The organism is Enterobacter cloacae complex sp. 370H10 (assembly GCF_050031535.1).
Lineage (GTDB): Bacteria > Pseudomonadota > Gammaproteobacteria > Enterobacterales > Enterobacteriaceae > Enterobacter > Enterobacter intestinihominis.
Genome location: NZ_JBLGWG010000001.1, coordinates 2,321,384 through 2,342,338, shown reverse-complemented (window position 1 = coordinate 2,342,338; position 20,955 = coordinate 2,321,384). Strand labels below are relative to the sequence as shown.

At 59.0% G+C, this 20,955-nt stretch carries 3 protein-coding genes; 1 reads left to right on the top strand and 2 read right to left on the bottom strand.

The window, feature by feature from the left end; translation table 11 throughout:
• Nucleotide 1 precedes the first annotated feature (1 nt).
• Nucleotides 2-18,010, bottom strand: coding sequence for an Ig-like domain-containing protein (locus ACQG2Q_RS11590; protein WP_426759167.1), 18,009 nt, complete (start codon nucleotides 18,008-18,010; stop codon nucleotides 2-4).
• A 120-nt stretch (nucleotides 18,011-18,130) separates the two neighbouring features.
• Nucleotides 18,131-19,462 (bottom strand): TolC family outer membrane protein, encoded by a 1,332-nt coding sequence (locus tag ACQG2Q_RS11585; protein WP_063849226.1) that lies wholly within the window; start codon nucleotides 19,460-19,462, stop codon nucleotides 18,131-18,133.
• A 738-nt stretch (nucleotides 19,463-20,200) separates the two neighbouring features.
• Between ACQG2Q_RS11585 and ACQG2Q_RS11580 the strand changes: the two genes are divergently transcribed.
• Nucleotides 20,201-20,944, top strand: a complete 744-nt coding sequence (locus tag ACQG2Q_RS11580; RefSeq protein WP_022648061.1) for a DeoR/GlpR family DNA-binding transcription regulator — start codon at nucleotides 20,201-20,203, stop codon at nucleotides 20,942-20,944.
• Nucleotides 20,945-20,955 lie beyond the last annotated feature (11 nt).

Sequence of the window (20,955 nt, the reverse complement as noted above, 5' to 3'; positions counted from 1 at the left end):
TTTACGCAATTAACAGTTGATGATTTGCCAGCAGCGTCGCCAGATCCGTCTGCACGCCGTTCAGCGTCACCAGGGTGGTTGGCGAGAACTGGCCGCCCGTCCCGTCGAGGTCAACCTGGATCTCGGTGTTGCTGCCGTTCTGCACCACGCGGATGTAGTCAGCAATGTTGCCCGCGCTACTGTCCAGCGTCGCCACGCCGTTCACGTAGCTCGCCGAGCCGGTGCCGGTATAGCCGCTGTCGGAAAGCAGGTCGCGCAGATCGATGCGGTCCGTGTCTGCCGTCCCTTCCCAGGTACCGACGGTAAAGCCGTTCACCACATCGCTACCGTTGCCGCCCGTCGCGTCAGACGCGTTGATCAGCTTATAGAGCAGCGTGTCCTGACCGCCGCTGCCGATGTTGAAGGTGTCGTTACCGCCGCGGCCTTCAAAGAAGTTATCTGCGGTATTGCCTGTAAAGACATCGTCACCATTTCCACCAGCCAGCCCTTCAATGTTGACAAACCGTGCAGAACCAAAACCTGTATCTTGCATACCGGTCTTACTGAGATCGATATTCAGCGCTGTCGAACCAGCGAGCTTGTAATCGACAATATCCATTCCCCCTTCGGCGGTCCAGACGTTCACATCGGATACCACGCGGCTACCGCCGCCACCGTTATAAATATGCGTACCGGCCGTTGCGTATAGCGTGTCGTTGTAACCTGTTCCTACAATACCTACTGAATTGCTTCCATCCGTTGCGGCCTGGGCGCTATCAACGACTGCATCCCCATTTTCTGCGGTCAATACATAGGCATGGTTCTTCTCTACCGCTTTGAGTCCCGCCCAGGAAGCGTTGACGTTCTCGATGGTATTCGTTGTCCCGGAAGAGTCGAAACTGACGGACGAAACACCGCCAAAGTCATTAGCATTAGAAAGCAGTACAGCGCTGTAAGACTTGCTCGCATCAAGACCGTAGAAATACACCAGCCCTGTCGAATCGTTCATGTTCACGCCGCCCTGCGGGTTAATGACCTGTGAACTAACAACTTTACCGGTACTCTCGTCTACCAGCAGTACCGTATTACCATAGAAGGCGTTAATACCGTTGGCGTCAGAAATACGCAGAATGATGCTGGTTCCATCGTTGATGGTACTGGTATTTTCGATGTACTCCGTCTTGCCACCCGCCGCGCGGAACACGACTAAATCGCGATCGCCATCATAATCAAGGTCGAGCGCTAGTGCTCCCGTGGTGACGTTAGTGCTGCCCTGATTTGCGCCCGTTAACAGCGTTTGCGATGACCAGTTAACCTGCCCTGTACCGGCGTTCACACCATTGTTGAGCCAGAGCATGCCGATATTGTTGGCGTTAGTGGCAACTGTGCTGCCCGCTGCGCCCGCAATCTCGATCAGATCCATCTTGCCATCACCGTTCCAGTCCACCGCCAGCGAGGTCATGCTGTTTACGCTGTCGCCGAAGGTCTGAACATTCGACCCGGTTCCCACACCGTTAGCCGCCGCGGTTAAATTCCCGGCACCATCGTTGTAGAAAACGGCACTGGTGGCGTTACCCTGACCGGTTAGCCCTCCCACAAAGAGATCCATATAGCCATCGCCGTTAAGGTCGGCCCAGGTCATAGTGGTGTAATAATTACTCGTCGTCCCCTGATTTCCATAGAAAACCCCCGTCACAATCTGGGTATTGGTCAGCGTATAATTACCGTTTGCATCCACGCCATTGGTCGCGACCACCAGTCGGGTATTCGCACTGCTGGAGCCTCCGCCTGAGGTATAGTTGGTGCCTACCGTCCCGTGATACACAATGTCGACATAGCCATCATTGTTGAGATCCACGCCAGAGAGATCGCGGCTCATTTGCGCATTGTTATTGTTGGTCGATGCCACCCCATCCTGGGTTGTAGCGGTTTCAACATAAGCACCACTTTTGTCAAAGCCGATAATAGTGCCGTCCGTGTTCATTACGATTTGCGTATCATAGCCACCCGGTGCGTTGGAATCGTTTGGAGATCTATCGCCGTATACCATGTCGACAAATCCATCCCCATCAATATCAATGCCCATTACGCCGCCGTACCAACTCCATGTGTTGCCATTGACATCATTTGTCTGTCCCGCAACGCCATTAGAACCCACCTGGAAGGTGGTGTAGGTGCCGTCCGCATTGTATTTGAAAGACTGCTGGCCATTTGCATAACTGGTATCTGCACCGAGGATATCCATCAGGCCATCACGGTCAAAGTCGACAAATGTTGATTGCTGCTGTCTGTCCGGACCACTGATTGCGACGGAGCTGAATGAACCTAACGTCGTCGAACTGGTTGCGTTCTGGGTAAAGACCGTAGAATTGCTGAGGATCCTCCATGAGCCATCTTCAGCCAGAGTCAGTGCCGTGCCCGTATCCTGCGAAGAGGCTGCGGTCGAGGTAAAACTTATTTCCGGCGTCGGTGATACCGTCAGCTCGTTCGCGGAGTCATCCGCCGTGATCTGCGTGCCGTCAGCTTTGTAAAGTGCAGCCTTGACATCATATATGCCTAGCGCCAGGGCGTCTGCGTCAGGGATCTGCACGTACCAGGTACTGTTCTTAGGATCAACAACGACAACGCCATTGCGAGAACTGTAAACCACATTGTTGACCGTCACTTCAACGTATTCACCATCGAGGATCTCGAAGTCAACGCGGCCGGTGATAATCGGCGTGGTATCCAGGGTATCCTGCACCTCTACATACATTTGCAAATCAACGGTGAAATCAAACACAGGTGAAGGTGTGGTTTCATTTCCAGCGGCATCGACAACGACCGCATAAAATTCCCCTTTTTCTCCATCTACCAGCGGATCCGTCAAGGCGAAGGACCAGGAAGTACCGTTTACGTCAGCCTCGCCAAGCAAGGTGCCGTCGGCGCGATACACACGCACCAGCTCGCCGGTCAAAAGCGAGGAAGACAACGTGCCGTTTAGCACAGGCAAACGATCGTCTGTTGTCGTGCCAGCACTAAACTCACCGCGTGATGAGCCTACCTCATCCGTATAGCTAATAATTGTCGCTGCGGTGTTAGACGGCGTCAGATCGACGGTAACCACCTGCTCAGCCGTTGCGCCTGTATTCCCCGCTAAATCTACAACCCGAACTTGATAGGTATGTTCCCCTTCAGGCAAATCGCGGATATCGATGAAGCTCCAGCGGTTGCCATTCATCGTGACATACTGCCAGGTCAAACCGTTATCGACGCTGATCTGCACATATTCACCGCTGGAAAGCGGCGCACCAATCGAACCATTGATAGTCAGTGACGTATCATTAGTCAGGAAGTCGCTGTCGCTATAGCCCGTATCGGTTGAAATACTGTCAATGCTGACGGTAATCGCACTATCAGGCGCCACCAGGTCCACGGTCACCTTCTGATATGCCGACCCACCAATGTTACCCGCGATGTCTATTACCCGCACATAGTAGTCATAGGTGCCGTTACCCAGCGTGCGGCCGTCCACGTAGTACCAGCTGTTGCCGGTGACGATCACGTTCTGCCAGCTGACTCCGCCGTCGATGCTAATCTGGGCATATTCGCCGTCGGCCAGCGTTGCGCCGAGCGAGCCGTGCAGCGTCAGGGAGGTATCATTGGTGATAAAGTCGCTGCTGCTCAGGCCGGTATCGTCGCTGATGCTGTCGATAGCGATCGTTTTGCTGGCGTCCGGCGCGACGGTATCAATGGTCACCACCTGGCTGGTGGTGGCGCTGATATTCCCCGCGTCGTCAATCACCCGCAGCTGGTAGTTGTAGTCTCCGTCGGCCAGCGTGCGGCCATCAACGTAGGTCCAGCTCAGACCGCTGACGCTCACGTTAGTCCAGGTCGCGCCACCGTCCAGGCTGATCTGCGCGTGGTCGCCGCTGCCCAGGGCCGCGCCGAGCGTCCCTTTCAGGCTAATCTGGTTGTCGCTGGTAATGAAGTCGCTGTCGGACAGGCCGGTATCCTGCGAGACGGAATCCACGGTAATGCTCGTCGCCGCAGGCTTCGTCAGATCGATTACCACGTCCTGGCTGTCCGTTGCCCCGACGTTGCCCGCGTTATCAATGACGCGCACCTGGTACGGGTACGTCCCGTCCGTCAGGGTACGGCCATCGGTGTAACGCCAGGTGGTGCCGGTCACGGTCAGGTCAATCCAGGTGACGCCGCCGTCGAGGCTGATCTGCGCCTTCTCGTTATTACCGAGCTGCGCGGTCAGGGAACCGTTCACCACCACCTGCTTATCGTTGGTGATGAAGTCACTCGCGCTCAGGCCGGTATCGTTTTGCAGGGAATCAATGCTGATCCCCATTGACGGTGCGGTGAGATCCACGGTGACGCTGTGGTTATCGCTGGCGCTGTTGCCGATGGCGTTGCTCACCTGCGCATTGATCACGTACGAACCGCCGTCCGCCAGCGCGGTCACGTCTGCGCTGCCGACCGTATAGCTCCAGGTGCCGTCATTTTGAACGGTAGCCGTGTAGGTTTTACCGTTAAGCGTAATGGTCACCGTCTGGCCCGCAGGCGCGTCGGTGGTGCCGCTGACAATTAGCGGCGTGCCGTGCTCGGCGGCGTTGACAATATCGTCCTGGGCAAAGGTGTTAATGACGATGGTCGGCACGTCGCCGTTCAGCGTCACGTCGTGTGTTGCGCTGCCCGGGTTACCCGCCTTATCGCTCACCGTAGCCGTAATGGTGTAATCCCCATCGCTCAGGCCGAGGAAGTCGCGGCCCGGCACGAAGACCGACCACGAACCGTCTGCTCCAACGGTCGCCTGATAGCTGTGCCCGTTGAAGGAGACGGTCACCGTCTGGCCCTGCTCCGCGGTGGTGGTCCCGCTAATAGTCTGCCCCGCCAGCTGCTCGGCGTTGTTGACGATATCGTCATCGGCCACGGTGCTGATGGTGACGGCTGGTGCGACGGTATCGACCGTTAAGGTATGGGTCGTCTGGCCGCTGTTACCGGCTTTATCGTTGACCACGGCGGTCACCGTCAGCGCACCCTGGCTCAGTGCGGCCAGGTCTGCCGCCGGAACGTCCAGCGTCCAGGTGCCATCGCTGCCGACAAGCGCAGTGTAGGTTTTTCCGCCCAGCGTGACGGTCACCGTCTGGCCTGCTTCCGCGCTGGAAGAGCCGTGTACGGTGAGCGGCTGCTGAGCTTCCGCCGCATTCAGCACATCGTCGCCCGACAACGTGTTCACGCTAATCACCGGCGCGGTGGTGTCCACGCTGATGGTGTGCGTCGCCGAGGCGCTGTTCCCGGCGCTGTCCTGCGCCGAAACAGAAATCTGGTAGCTCGCGCCGTCGGCCAGAGCGCCCACGTCGGCGGCCGGAACGGTGGTCTGCCAGGCGCCGTCGCTCTGAATGGTGGCCGTATAGCTCTTACCATTCAGGGTGATAGTGACCTGCGTGCCGCTGGCGAACTGCGCACTGGAACCGTTGATAACCAGCGACGCGCCCGCTTCTGCCGCATTGATCACGTCATCACCGCTGAGGGTGTTGACGGTCAGCGCGACCGATGCGGTATTTACCACCACATCATGGGTCTGAGTGCTGCTGTTGCCTGCGCTGTCGGTGATAGTCGCGCTGAGGGTTACGGTGCCGTCGGCCAGTGCGGAAATCACGCTGGCCGGAACGCCCACGCTCCATTTGCCGCTGGCGTCAACGGTGGTGGTGTACTGATTCGAACCGATGGTGATAATCAGCTTATCGCCGACGCTGGCGCCGGTTGCGGTGCCGCTGACGATCTGCGCCTGCCCGTGCTCCACGCTGTTGATGACGTCATCGCCCGCCACAACGTTAAAGCTGACGGTCGGCGGTGTGGTATCAAGCGTAATCGCTTTACCCGCGCTGCCCGGGTTACCCGCGGCGTCACTCACGCTCACCTGCACGGTGTAGCCGTTATCCGCCAGGGCGGACAGGTCTGTGCCCGGCACGTTAACGCTCCAGACGCCGCCCTGCTGAACCTGCGCGGTGTAGCTGTTCCCGCCGAAGGTTACGGTTACCGTCTGACCGACTTCCGCCGTGGTGGTGCCGGAAATGGCCACGCCCGCAGCCGCTTCGCTGCCGTTGATCACGTTGTCGCCTGCGACCGTGTCAATCGTCACGGTTGGCGCGGTGGCATCTACACTGTATTCGCGGCCCGCCGAAGCGCTGTTGCCGTGCGCGTTGGTGATGCTCACCTGCACGCTGGCGTCGCCGTCTTTCAGACCCGCCAGATCCGAGGAAGGCACGCTCGCCGTCCAGTTGCCGTCGGCATCGACTTTGGCGGTGTAAGACTTGCCGCCAAAGGTGATGGTCACGGTCTGGTTCTGTTCCACATTGGATGTGCTGCCGGAAAGCACCAGATCCGCGCCTTTCTCCGCCGCGTTAATCACGTCGTCGGTGGCGATGGCATCGATGCTGATCGCCACGGCTGCCAGATCGATGGTGACGTCGTGGCTGATGGAGACCGGATTGCCCGCCGCGCTCTGGCCCGCTACGGTGACGGTCATCGTGCCTGCGGCCAGAGCGCCCACGTCTGCCGCCGGGATCGCCGCGGTCCAGGAGCCGTCTGCCAGTACCGACGCGGCATAGGTCTTGCCATTCAGGGTCACGGTGAGCGTAGTGCCCGCCGCCAGCCCATCGCTTGAGCCAGTGACGATAAGATTCTGACCATGCTCAATGCTGTTGATCACGTCATCGCCCGCCACGGTATCCACGCGCAGCCCCGGCAGGCTGGCGTCGATAGTGATATCGCGCTCGCCCGTTCCCGTATTGCCATGGTCATTAGTGACGGTTGCTGACACCGTTAAATCGCCGTTGCCCAGCGCCGTCAGAACCGACTCAGGCACGTTCACGGACCAGGTCAGATCGCTCTGCACCGTCGCGGTGTAGCTGTTGCCGCCGATGGTCACCGTCACGGTGTTGCCCGCCTCAGCGTTCGTTACCCTGCCGCTGAGGGTCTGCCCCGCAGCCACTTCCGCCGCGTTAATCACGTTGTCGCCCGCCACTGTGTTGATGGTGACGGTTGGCAGCGCGGTGTCGACAAGCAGGTTCGCGGTATTGCTCACGCTGTTGCCCACGCCGTTGGTGGCGGTCGCGCTCAGGGTGTAGTTGGCTTCGCCCAGGCTCGCCAGATCCGCCGCCGGAACGGTCAGGCTCCAGGTGCCGTCTGCCGCAGTTGTCGCCGTGTAGTTTTTACCGTTCAGAATTACGGTCACCACGGTGCCTTCCGCCAGGTTGGCGCTGGTGCCGCTGACGCTCAGGTCCTGCCCTTTTTCTACCGCGTTCAGTACGTTGTCATCGCTGATGGCGTTAAAGCTGACCGACGGCAGACCGGTATCGACGGTCACATTATGCGTGCCGCTGCCGGTGTTGCCCGCCGCGTCGGTGACAGACGCAGTGACGGTCACGGTGCCGTCGCTGAGGACTGAAATGACGCTGGCCGGAACGCCCACGCTCCAGTTACCCGCCGCGTCCAGCACGGTGGTATAAGTCTGGCCGCCGATCGTGACGGTGACCTTATCGCCCGCTGCCGCGCCGGTGGCGGAGCCGCTGACGATCTGCGCCTGATTGTGTTCAGCCGCGTTAATCACATCGTCACCTGCAACGGTGTGGATGGTCACCCCAGGAACGGTCACATCCACCGTCAGAGTGTGATCAACCGACGCCGGGTTACCCGCCTTGTCGCTGACTGAGGCAGTGACCGTCACGCTGCCGTCGGTTAATCCTGCCAGATCCGCCGCCGGAACGTTCAGCGTCCAGCTGCCGTTCGCGCTCACGGTTGTGGTGTAATCTTTGCCGTTCAGCGACACGGTCAGCGTCTGGCCCGCTTCGGCGGTGCTGGTGCCGGAGATTGCCAGGTCTGACTGCGCTTCCGTCGCGTTGAGGATATCGTCTGTGGCAATCGTGTTGATGGTCACGGACGGCGCGGTAGCATCCACGCTGTACTCGTGGCCCGCAGACGCGCTGTTGCCGTTCACGTTGGTGACGCTCACCTGCACGCTGGCGTCGCCATCCTTCAGGCCAGCCAGATCCGCTGACGGCACGGTGTAAGTCCAGTTGCCGCTGTCGTCCACGGTGGTGGTGTAGATCCTGCCGTTCAGACTGATGGTCACGGTCTGCCCGGCTTCCACGTTGGTGGTCGCACCGGACAGCACCAGATCCGCGCCCTTCTCCGCCGCGTTAATCACGTCATCGGTGGCAAGCGCATTGATGCTGATGGCAACGGTAGCCAGATCCACGGTCACATCGTGGCTGATGGTGATCGGGTTACCCGCCGCGCTGTCGCCGGTAACGCTGATTTTCACGGTGCCTTCCGGCCACGCGCTCACGTCGGTGGACGGGATCGCCGCGCGCCAGGTGCCGTCTGCCAGTACCGTTGCCGCGTAATCTTTACCGTTGACGGTAACCGTCAGCGCCGTGCCCGGCGCCAGCCCGTCGCTGGAGCCTGAAACAATCAGGTTCTGCGCGTGCTCAATGGTGTTGATCACGTCATCACCCGCCACGGTATTCACGCGCAGGCCCGGCAGGTTAGCGTCGATAGCGATCTCGCGCTCGCCGGTCCCGGTGTTGCCGTGGCCGTTGGTGACGGTTGCCGTCACGCTCAGGCTGCCGTTGCCGAGTGCTGTCAGCACGTCAGACGGCACATTCACGGACCAGGACAGATTGTTCTGCACCGTTGCGGTGTAGCTGTGGCCGCCGATAGTCACCGTCACGGTGTTGCCCGCTTCGGCATTCGCCACGGTGCCGCTCAGGGTCTGACCTGCCGCCACTTCCGCCGCGTTGATGACGTTGTCGCCCGCCACGGTGTTGATGGTGACGGTTGGCAGCGCGGTGTCCACCAGCAGGTTCGCGGTGTTGCTCACGCTGTTGCCCACGCCGTTGGTGGCGGTCGCGTTCAGGGTGTAACTGGCCTGACCGAGACCGGCCAGATCCGCCGCCGGAACCGTCAGGCTCCAGGTGCCGTCTGCCGCAGTTGTCGCCGTGTAGTTTTTACCGTTCAGAATTACGGTCACCACGGTGCCTTCCGCCAGGTTGGCGCTGGTGCCGCTGACGCTCAGGTCCTGGCCTTTTTCAACGGCGTTCAGGACGTTGTCATCACTGATGGCGTTGAAGCTGACCGACGGCAGACCGGTATCGACGGTCACATTATGCGTGCCGCTGCCGGTGTTGCCCGCCGCGTCGGTGACAGACGCAGTGACGGTCACGGTGCCGTCGCTGAGGACTGAAATGACGCTGGCCGGAACGCCCACGCTCCAGTTACCCGCCGCGTCCAGCACGGTAGTATAAGTCTGGCCGCCGATCGTGACGGTGACCTTATCGCCCGCTGCCGCGCCGGTGGCGGAGCCGCTGACGATCTGCGCCTGATTGTGTTCAGCCGCGTTAATCACATCGTCACCTGCAACGGTGTGGATGGTCACCGCAGGAACGGTCACATCCACCGTCAGAGTGTGATCAACCGACGCCGGGTTACCCGCCTTGTCGCTGACTGAGGCAGTTACCGTCACGCTGCCGTCGGTTAATCCTGCCAGATCCGCCGCCGGAACGTTCAGCGTCCAGCTGCCGTTCGCGCTGACGGTTGTGGTGTAATCTTTGCCGTTCAGCGACACGGTCAGCGTCTGGCCTGCTTCGGCGGTGCTGGTGCCGGAAATTGCCAGGTCTGACTGCGCTTCTGAGGCGTTGAGGATATCATCTGTGGCAATCGTGTTGATGGTCACGGACGGCGCGGTAGCATCCACGCTGTACTCGCGGCCCGCCGAGGCGCTGTTGCCGTTCACGTTGGTGACGCTTACCTGCACGCTGGCATCACCCTCTTTCAGACCGGTCAGATCCGAAGATGGCACAGTGGCGGTCCATTTACCCTCAGCGTCCACCGTGGCGGTGTAGTTCTTGCCGCCGAAGGCGATGGTGACGGTTTGATTTTCCTCCACGTTCGAGGTGGTGCCGGAGAGCACCAGATCCGCGCCCTTCTCCGCCGCGTTAATCACGTCATCGGTGGCAAGCGCATTGATGCTGATGGCGACGTTTGCCAGATCCACCGTCACATCATGGTTGATAGTCACCGGATTGCCCGCGCTGCTCTGGCCTTCAACGTTCACGGTGACCGTGCCTGCGGCAAGGGCACTCACGTCCGCAGAAGGGATCGCCGCGCTCCAGGTGCCGTCTGCCAGCACGGTAGCCGGATAGGTTTTACCGTTTACGGTGACGGTCAGCGCCGTACCCGCCGTCAGGCCGTCGCTTGAACCCGTGATAATCAGATTCTGCCCGTGTTCGATGCTGTTAATCACGTCATCGCCCGCCACGGTGTCCACGCGCAGGCCCGGCAGATTCGCGTCTATCACGATTTCGCGCTCGCCCGTTCCGCTATTGCCCACGCCGTTGGTGACACTGGCTGACACGGTTAAATCGCCGTTGCCCAGTGCGGTCAGCACCGACTCCGGCACGCTCACGGACCAGGTGAGATCGCTCTGCACCGTTGCGGTGTAGCTGTTGCCGCCAATGGTCACGGTCACGGTGTTGCCTGCTTCGGCATTCACCACCTTACCGCTGATGGTCTGGCCGGTTGCCAGCTCCGCCGCGTTAATGACGTCGTCACCTGCCACGGTGTTGATAATCACGCCCGGCAGAACGGATTCCACGTTCACGGTGTGCGAGGTGCTGGTGCTGTTGCCGACGCTATCCGTTGCGGAGGCCGACACGGTGTAAAGCGCTTCACCCAGTTGCCCTACCTCGCTCGCCGGAACGGTTGTAGTCCATTGGCCATTGGTAGCTACCGTGGCGCTGTACGCTTTGCCGTTCAGTATCACGGTCACCACCGCGCCTGTCGCCAGGCCGGAAGCCGTACCGGAGATCGTCAGATCCTGGGTTTTCTCGGTGTTGTTGATCACATCGTCACCGGACACGGTGTCAATGGTCAGCACCGGCGCGGTGAGGTTGACTTCAACCTCGTGCGTTGTGCTGTTGCTGTTTCCGGCTTTATCGGTCAGCGCCGCGGTGATGGTGTGATCCCCTGCGGTCAGAGCACTCACGTCCGCCGCAGGCACGCCCACGTTCCACTTGCCGGAAGCGTCCAGGGTCGCCGTGTAATCTTTGTTATTGATGGTGACGGTCACCACGTCACCCGCCGCCGCACCGGTCACGGAACCGGTGACAATCAGCGCCTGCGCATGCTCGGCGCTGTTGATCACGTCGTCGTCGGAAACGGTGTTAATGGTCAGCTGTGGCACCGTGGTATCCACCAGCACATCGCGATCCGCCGAGGCCGGGTTACCCGCTTTATCCAGGACGGCTGCCGTGATGGTGTAATCGCCGTCGGAAATCGCGCCGACATCCGCAGACGGTACGGTGACGCTCCAGCTGCCATTCGCCTGCACGGTGGTGGTGTAATTCTCGCCGTTCAGGGTCACGGTCACGGTCTGGCCCGCTTCCGCATCAGAGACGCCGTTGATGACCAGATCCTGCTGCGCTTCGGCAGCATTGATGATGTTGTTGTCGCTGACGATTTCAATCGACACCGTCGGCGCGGTGGCATCCACGCTGTACTCGCGGCCCGCAGAGGCGCTGTTGCCGTTTACGTTGGTGACGCTGACCTGCACGCTGGTGTCGCCGTCTTTCAGTCCGCCCAAATCGGCAGACGGTACGGTCGCCGTCCAGTGGCCGCTGGCATCCACCGTCGCGCTATAGGTCTTACCGCCGAAAATGATAGTAACGGTCTGGTTTTCTTCCACGTTGGTGGTCGAGCCGGACAGCACCAGATCCGCACCCTTCTCGGCTGCGTTAATCACGTCGTCGGTAGCTACGGCGTCGATGCTGATGGCGACCGGCGCCAGATCCACCTTCACGTCATGGCTGATGGAAACCGGATTACCCGCCGCGCTCTGGCCGTCAACGGTCACGGTGACTGTACCTGCGCTCAGCGCGCCGACGTCAGCCGCCGGAATGGCTGCACTCCATGTCCCGTCCGCCAGCACGGTTGCCGCGTAGGTTTTGCCGTTGACGGTGACCGTCAGCGCCGATCCGCTCGCCAGCCCGTCGCTGGAGCCGGTGATAATCAGGTTTTGAGTATGCTCGATGCTGTTGATCACATCGTCGCCTGCCACGGTATCCACGCGCAGGCCCGGCAGGCTGGCATCAATCGTGATGTCGCGCTCGCCGGTGCCGGTGTTGCCGTGGCCGTTGGTCACGCTCGCTGTTACGGTGAGATCGCCGTTACCGATAGCGGTTAAGACGTCAGATGCCACGTTAACCGACCAGCTCAGATCGTCCTGAACCGTCGCGGTATAGGTGTTGCCCCCGACACCGATCGTGACAGTGTCACCGCTCGCCGCGCCGCTCACTTTCCCGCTCAGGGTTTGTCCGGAAGCCACTTCCGCTGCGTTAATCACGTCGTCGGTGGCAACTGCATTAATGGTGACCTGCGGCAGCGCGCTGTCGACCAGCACGCTATGGCTGGTGTTCGCGCTATTACCCGCGGTATCGGTCACGCTGGCCGTCACGCTGTAGCTCGCTTCGCCCAGTGCCGAGACGTTTGCCGCCGGAACGGTGACGCTCCAGTTACCGCTGGCATCGGTGGTGGCGGCGTAACTGATACCGTTCAGGGTTACGGTGATGCGGGTCCCGTCCGGCTGGTTGCTGGTGCCGGAGACCAGCAGATCCTGACCTTTCTCGGTCGCGTTGATCACGTCGTCAACCGCCAGGGTAGTGATGGCAATCACCGGCGCGGTCAGGGAGACGTCAAACGCGTGCGTCGCGCTGGTGCTGTTGCCCGCTTTATCGGTGAGCGTGGCGGAGATCGTTTGATCGCCGTTAGCCAGCGCGCCCACGTCCGCCGCCGGAACGCCTACGCTCCAGTTACCGGCACCGTCCAGCATGGCGGTGTAGTCTTTGCCGTTCAGGGTCAGGGTAATCACATCGCCCGCCTGCGCGCCCGTCACCTTGCCGGTGACAATCAGCGCCTGGCCGTGCTCGGCAATATTAACAATGTCGTCGCCCGCCACAATGTTGAAGGTAATCTGCGGCACGGTAGTGTCGACCAGCACGGACGCCCCCGCGCTGGCCGGGTTGCCCGCTTTATCGGACACGGTCGCCGTGACCGCCGCGCTACCGTCTGCGATCCCCGCCAGATCCGCCGCCGGTACATCCAGCGTCCAGCTGCCGTTTGCCTGCACCTGGGCGGTGTACTGATTGCCGTTGAAGGTCACGGTGACCGTCTGGCCTGCTTCGGCAGTAGACGTCCCGCTCAGGGTCAGGTCCTGCGCGGCCTCTGCCGCATTTAGCATGTTGTCGCCGCTGATGGTGTTGATGCTGACCGCTGGCGCGGCGGTATCGACGCTGAATGCCTGCGAGGAAGAGGCCGCGTTGCCGTTCACGTTGGTTACGCTGACCTGTACGCTGGCGTCGCCGTCCTTCAGGCCGCTCAGATCGGCAGCCGGTACGGTGCAGGTCCAGTCGCCGTTGGCATCGACCATCGTGGTCCAGGTTTTACCCGCAAAGATAATGGTAACGGTCTGGCCCGCTTCAACGTTCGAGGAGGAGCCGGACAGCACAAGATCCTGGCCTTTTTCTGCCGCGTTCAGCACGTTGTCGTCCGTCACGCTGTTGATGCTTATCGCCACCGGGGCGAGATCGACATCCACCACGGTACCGATGTTCACCGGGTTGCCGGAGGTATCCTGCGCGCTGGCGCTGATGGTGAGCGACCCGTCCTCCCACCGGGAGACGTCCGCGGCCGGAACCGCAGCCTGCCAGGTGCCGTCCGCCAGTACCGAGGCGGAATAACTCTTGCCGTTGATGCTCACGGTGACGGTGCTACCCGCCGCCAGGTCGGTGCTGGTGCCGGAGATAACCAGGTTCTGCGCGTGTTCAATAACGTTAATGACGTCGTCACCGGCGACGGTATCAATGCGCAGGCCGGGCAACTGGGCGTCAATGGTGACATCCAGGGAAGACGATCCGGTATTACCGTGCGCGTTCGTCACGCTGGCCGAGACGGTCAGGTCGCCGTTGCCGAGCGCGGTTAACTGACTCTGGGTTAACGGCAGGCTCCAGGTGAGATCGTCCTGTACGGTAGCCGTGTATGTCTGCCCGCCGATGATAATCGTGACGGTATCGCCCGATGCCGCGTTCGATACTTTCCCGGTCAGGGTTTGCCCTGCGGCCACTTCCGCCGCGTTAACGATATTGTCGCCCGCGACGTTGTTGAGGGTAACAACCGGCAGCGAGCTGTCCACCAGCACATCGTGCGTGGCAGAGGCGCTGTTGCCCACATTATCGGTGACGCTCGCCGTCACGGTGTAATTGGCTTCACCCAGCGCGCTCACCGCAGAGGCGGGTACGGTAACGCTCCAGTTGCCACTGGCGTCGGTGGTGGCTGCATAGTTGATACCGTTCAGATCAACGGTGATGGTGGTTCCTTCCGGCTGGTTGCTGGTACCGGAAAGCAGCAGATCTTCGCCCTTCTCTGCCGCATTGATCACGTCATCCGCTGCCAGCGTATTAATACCGATTACAGGCGTGACTGTATTGACCACCACATCCACTGAACTGCTGCCGGTGTTGCCGGACCGATCGGTCACGGAGACGTTAATGGTCCAGGTGCCGTCCGTCAGCCCCTGAACGACGGACGCAGGCAGGCCGAGGCTCCAGTTGCCCGCCGCATCCACCACGGTGGTGTAGTCCACGTTATTGATGGTGATGATGACCAAATCACCCGCCGCCGCGCCGGTGACGGAGCCGCTCAGGATCTGCGCCTGTGAATGGGCCAGCTGGTTAACGGTGTTGGTGTCGGTGACGAAATCGTTGATGGTCACCTGCGGCACGGTGGCATCCACCAGCCCAACGCGGTCCGCGCTGCTGCTGTTGCCCGCCACGTCACTGACGGTGGCCGTGACGGTGACATTGCCATCGGTCAGCGCGCCAACGTCGGCGGCAGGCACGTTCAACTGCCAGCGACCGTCCGCCTGGACCGTGGTCTGGTAAGATTTACCGTTCAGCGTCACGGTGACCGTCTGGCCCGCTTCAGCGGTTGTGCTGCCGCTGAGCACCAGATCCTGCTGCGCTTCTGCCGCATTAATGATGTTGTCGTCGGTCAGGTTATCAAGCGTAATAGCTGGCGGCTGTGTATCGACAATCACCACGCGTGAGGCGTCCGCGCTGTTGCCGTTGACGTTAGTCACGCTGACGCTCACCTGCGCCCGCCCGTCGATCAGCGTTTCCATCGCGCTCGCCGGAACGGTCAGGCGCCAGGAGCCGTCCTGCTGCACCTGTGCGGTAAAGGTTTGATCCGCGAATTTCACCACCACGGTTTGCCCGGCCTCTACGCCCTGCGTCTGACCGGAAAGCGTGACATCCGCGCCTTTTTCCGCCGCGTTGAGCATATCGTCAGTGGTTACGGTATCGATGGTGACGGCCACCGCGTTCAGGTCAAGCTCGATCGGGTGTTCAGCCGCCACGGTGTTGCCCCAGGCATCTTCCGCACTGACGCTGACGGTCATGCCTCCCGCCGTCCATGCCTGAAGGTCCGCCGACGGCACGCCAATCTGCCAGCTGCCGCTGGCGTTAACCGTGGTGACGTATTCAACATTATTGATGGTGACGGTGATCTGTGTGCCTTCGGCCAGATGAGTGCTGGAGCCGGTCACGGCCAGATCCTGCTGCTGTTCAATAGCGTTAATCACGTCATCGCCAGAGATCGTGTTCACGCGCAGGCCCGGCAGTTCGGCGTTGATGTTGATATCACGCTCGCCGGTGCCGGTGTTGCCGTGCGCATTGGTGACAGAGGCGCTGAAGGTTAAATCGCCGTCGCCAAACGCCTGAAGGTCGGCCGATGGGATGGTCACGCTCCATTTCAGGTCGCTGCCAACCGTCGCGGTGTAGCTCTTGCCGCCCACGGTGACAGAGACGGTATCGCCCGCCGCCGCGCCGGTGACGCGTCCGCTGAGGGTTTGGTCAACCGCCGCTTCGGCGTTATTGACCAGGTTATCCCCGGCAAAGGTGTTGAGGATCACCTGCGGCAGCGCGGTATCGACCAGCAGATTCGCCTCGGCGGAGCCGCTGTTACCCACGCTGTCGGTGCCGCTGACGCTCACGGTGTAAAGGGTATTCGCCAGATCCAGCACGTCGGAAACCGGCACCTGAACGGACCAGCTACCGTTCTCAACGGTGGCCTGATAGTTAACGTTGTTCAGCGTCACGGTGACAGCGCTGCCGTTCGGCAGATTACTGGTCCCGCTGAGGCTCAGAGGCTGCATGGCCTCCAGCGCATTCAGGACGTTATCCTGGCTGATGGGGTCAAGGGTAAATTCCGGCGGGTTGCCGCTGAGCGTAATGCCGTGCGTCGCGCTGCCGGTGTTGCCCGCCGCATCGGTCACGGAGACCGAAATGCTGTGGCTACCTTCACCCAGCGCGCCAATGACAGAGGCAGGCACGCCGACGCTCCAGCTGCCGTCCGCCTGGACGACACCGGTAAAGGTCTTGCCGCCAACGGCCACGGTGACAACGTCGCCCGCCGCCGCGCCGTTCGCCTGGCCGGAAATAATCTGAGCCTGCCCCTGCTCGCTGGTGTTCAGAATGTCGTCGCCCGCGACAGTGTTGATAGTGACCACTGGCGCTGCGGTATCGACCGTGAAATCGGCGGTGGTGGAGGCCCCGTTACCCGCTTTGTCGCTGACGTTTGCCGTCAGGGTGTGCTCGCCGTTAGCCATCGCCTGTACTTCACTGGCCGAAAGCGTAACGGACCAGGTGCCGTCGCTGCCCACGGTCGCCGTGTGATTTTTGCCGTTCAGCGTGACCGTCACAATCTGGCCCGCTTCCGCATCGGTTTTTCCGGTCAGCGTCAGCGGCTGATTATGTTCAGCCGCGTTGATGATGTTGTCCTGGGCGATTGTGTCGACAGAAATTGCTGGCGCAGCGGTATCGACGCCAATCGTCTGGCTGCCGGTCACGGTGTTGCCCGCCGCGTCTTTGCCGCTGACGTTGACCGTCCAGGTACCATCGCCCAGCGCCTGCGCGTCAGCAGCAGGCACCTTCACGCTCCATGCGCCGTTTGCCCCTACTTCTGCGGAATAGGTTTTACCGTTCAGCGTGACGGTAAGCGCCGTTCCCTGCGCCAGGTTTTTGCTGGTGCCGGACAGCGTAAAGCCAGCGGCCTGCTCGCTGGCGTTGATCACGTTATCGCCCGCCGTGGTGGCGAGCGTCACGCTGGTATCCGCTGTAGAAACGGTTACGGTAATACTGCCCGCAGAGGTCGTTTTACTGCCGTCGATCTGGACGACGGACCAGGTATGTTCCCCCTCCGCCTGGGTCGGAAGTGTTACCGTCCAGGTGCCGTCCTTTGCGACCATGGTGCTGGCGATGGTGCTGCCGCTGCTGTCTTTAACCTGAATGGTCGCGCCCGGCTGCCCGGTACCGCTGAAGGTTGGGGTTTTATCATCCGTGACCTCTTTTGCACTCAGCACCCCCTGCTTGTCACCCGCGTTATCCGTCAGCAAAAATGTTGGCGTGGCGCTTTCGACTTCTTTCGTATTATCAATAACTTTTGTTTTGGTTTCGCCGTCACCGCCGTGAGCCAGCAGTGCGCCAATCGCACCGCCTCCCAACGCCGCTCCGGCAATCCAGCCCCACGGCGCATCGCTTAAGACGCTTCCCTGCTCCAGAAAAGGTTCAATGCTGCTAATGGGTGCAGCCTGGGCGGTTAATTCGGTGGCGGCAACGCCTGATGCTTCCCCGGCATCGGCAAATGAAATATGCGTCAACTCCTGGTTATCGTTAAATACCAGTTCGGAATGATTATGGGTTTCCGTGTCTTCGACAAAATAATTATTGCAGCGGATCACGCTGCCATCTTTCATATAAATGAGGAGGTCATTCCCCTGGCGGACATAACGCACCACGTCCTGAGCAGAACCCTGAATTTCAATCACGCTCGGCGATGAAATAGAGACCGAGAGATTCCCTTCACCGGTTAATTTCGTTTTTTCTGCCGTTTTTCGAATGATAACATCAACAACTTTTGCGTTACTCATATTCTTCTCCTTGCAGGTGCGCGTATTCCTGTGGTTATGTCCACCAGAGGGATGTAACTATCCCTGGGAAAAACCACCCATTATTGTCTGACTTATTTCGCGCAGAAAGGCGCGCCTTTTTTAACTCAAATCAGGTAATTTCTCGGCAGCGTTTTTCTCTATTCCGATAAGCGGCATGAGATTATCCACCGCGGAGGCGTAATTAATCGCCGCGCTCCAGCCATCGTATTCAGCCATTATTTTCGCTGAGGTGGCAGACCAGACATCCTGCTCCACGCTGAGCAGATCGTTAATGCTGCGCTTGCTCAGGGTATATTCATTTTTGTAGACGTCGCGGGCGCGCAACGCATTTTCCAGCTGACGTTTTCCGGCCTCCATACGTCCTTGCGCCCCGGTCCAGTCGGCCTGTGCGACGGAGGCTTTTTGCAGGACATCAAAACGGGCCTGATCGACCTGAGACGATGCCATTGCCCTTGCGCCCTCGGCCTGACGGACGCGCGCCGAGACCGCGCCGCCCTGATAAAGCGGTGCATCAATATTGAGCTGGATCTGATCATCCCAGTACGCGCGATTATCAGACTCGTACCGGGTGCGGCCCCCTTTCAGGCTTAAGGTTGGCCAGTGCTGTGACTTCGCGGTTTCTACGCCGTACTGGGCTGAACGCTCCATGTTCTGCGCGGCCATCACCGTTGGGATCAGTGAATAATCAATTCGATTGAGAGAATCCGACTCCACGGCCAGACCTCCCGGAACCGGTGAATAGCGTTCAGTCTGTATGCCAGTCAATACCGCCAGCCGCGCGCGGGCGCTGTTCAGGGACGCATTGTACTGCTCTACCGTCGCCTGCATTCCGGCAATACGGGTGCGGGTCTGAAGCTCATCAGAGGTGGAGCTTACCCCTGCATCGGCGCGGAGTTTTGCCAGCTGCTCAACGTTTTTAAGCGCCTGCACGTTCTCTGTTGCCGCCTGTAGCAGATCGCTGTAGCGTTTCACTTCCACATAGCTGAGGGCCGTTTTTTCCGCGACGGCAGACATCGTGCTCATCAGCTGGTAGCGATAGCTGTCACGCTGAGCTGAAGACTGGCTGATGCTGTTATTGGTCTTGCCAAAATCGTACACAAGCTGCGTCAGGCTCAGCCCCCAAGCTGCGGAATTTCGCAACGAGCCGCTCGAATCGGTGGTCTGGCTGTGACCCGTACTCCCGTTCAGGGCTATTTGTGGCATCCAGCCACTACGCGCTTCGTCTATTTGTGCCTGGCCAATCCCCAGCTGTGCAGCCTGCTGACTCACCGACGGGTCGCGGTCAAGAGCGAAAAGAATACTTTCTTTCATCGTCATTGCCGCAACGGGAGATATCCCTACCAGACCGTTAGTTGCATGAGCCGCAGTCACCATCAGTGAAATTAAGGTCAGGGAAGCAGATAATCTGAGCATCCTGTTATTGCATTTCATCTTTATAATACCCCCGGACTTCAGGTGATGGCTAAATAATTACCAGGAAGAGGTACAAATAATTCACCCTATTTGCCCCACTCCTGTTTGATAAATTCCGCCAATAGTCGACCACACCCATTTCAATTGAGATGAGAGCCGTTCAATCTCTTTTTTTCTTTTAAGAATTTACTTAAATATTTATTGATTCGCAGCATAACAAAATGTGATATGAGCGACCACACCTGTAGTGTTAATGCGGTGTTACAAATAAGAAAAAAGATGGGGTTTCTGGACAAATGGCTATTAGATGCGTTTACGCTGAAACATATAAACCCTCTGTAATTTAAGGAAAATTCTGAAACACCTTGATGTACATTTTTGCGTTTATTTCATCGCGAATCAGACACAAAGATTTTCAAAGAACTGTCAATTTAAGTCATTCGCTGATTAATATTAAATTATTTTACTTTAAAAAGAATATCTAATAGATATAAGCACCAATTTATATTTATAATCTGGTTTTATATTCTTATTCGAACTCCTTATTCGGTAGCTTTAACCAAATTTCTATGTAAAACATAGCGTTAACATCAGGTCTAAACGATACATACATGTTTTTGATGACTGATTAATGCTAATTCAATATTCACCTTATCAAACTGTTTTTGGACAACATCCCCCTCCTGTTACGATTCCCTTTCCTGTAAAATGCTGTAAACTGCATAGTATTGCGACATTTTGCAGGATACTGCACCCATGCATAAAACCGCCAGACAGAAATATGTACTTGAAATTATTACTGAACAAGGCCAGGCCAGCATCACTGAGCTGGCAGAAAAGTTGCAGGTTTCGGCGGATACCATCCGTCGCGATCTGACCGATCTGGAAAAACAGGGACTGGCGCAAAAAAACCATGGCGGCGCCATCGCGCTGAATCTCTCGACGATGAACCGAGTTAGCAGGAATACCTTACTGCCTGAAATCAAGCAGCGGCTGGGTAAACAGGTTGCGCAGTGCGTACCTGCGGGCTCGACGCTTTTTCTGGACGCCGGAAGCACACTTCTGGCCGTAGCCTCTTTCCTGCAGGGACCGCTGACCATAATCACCCCTTCTCTTGATATCGCCCAGCAGGTTAGCGATCGGGAAGATATCGATCTGATCCTGCTTGGTGGAAAGTGGGATCAGAAACAGCGCCTGTTTGCCGGAAGCGCCACCCTTTCGCTGCTCTCTCGCTACCGGGCGGATATCGCCATCCTTGGCGCATGCGCCATTCATGCCGAGCTCGGATTGAGCGCCAGTCAGGAGGCGGATGCCGAGGTGAAGCGTGCCATGCTGGCCGCAAGCCAGGCGCACTGGGTAGTCGCCGACCATCTTAAACTCAACCAGTGCGAACCTTATCTGGTTTCAGGGTTATCCCAGATTCATCAACTGTTTTTAGATCGTCCCTGGGCAGAGCTCGGGGACCATAGCGCCGTGCAGGTTACCGTTTGCGCGCATTAACGTGGAGAAGG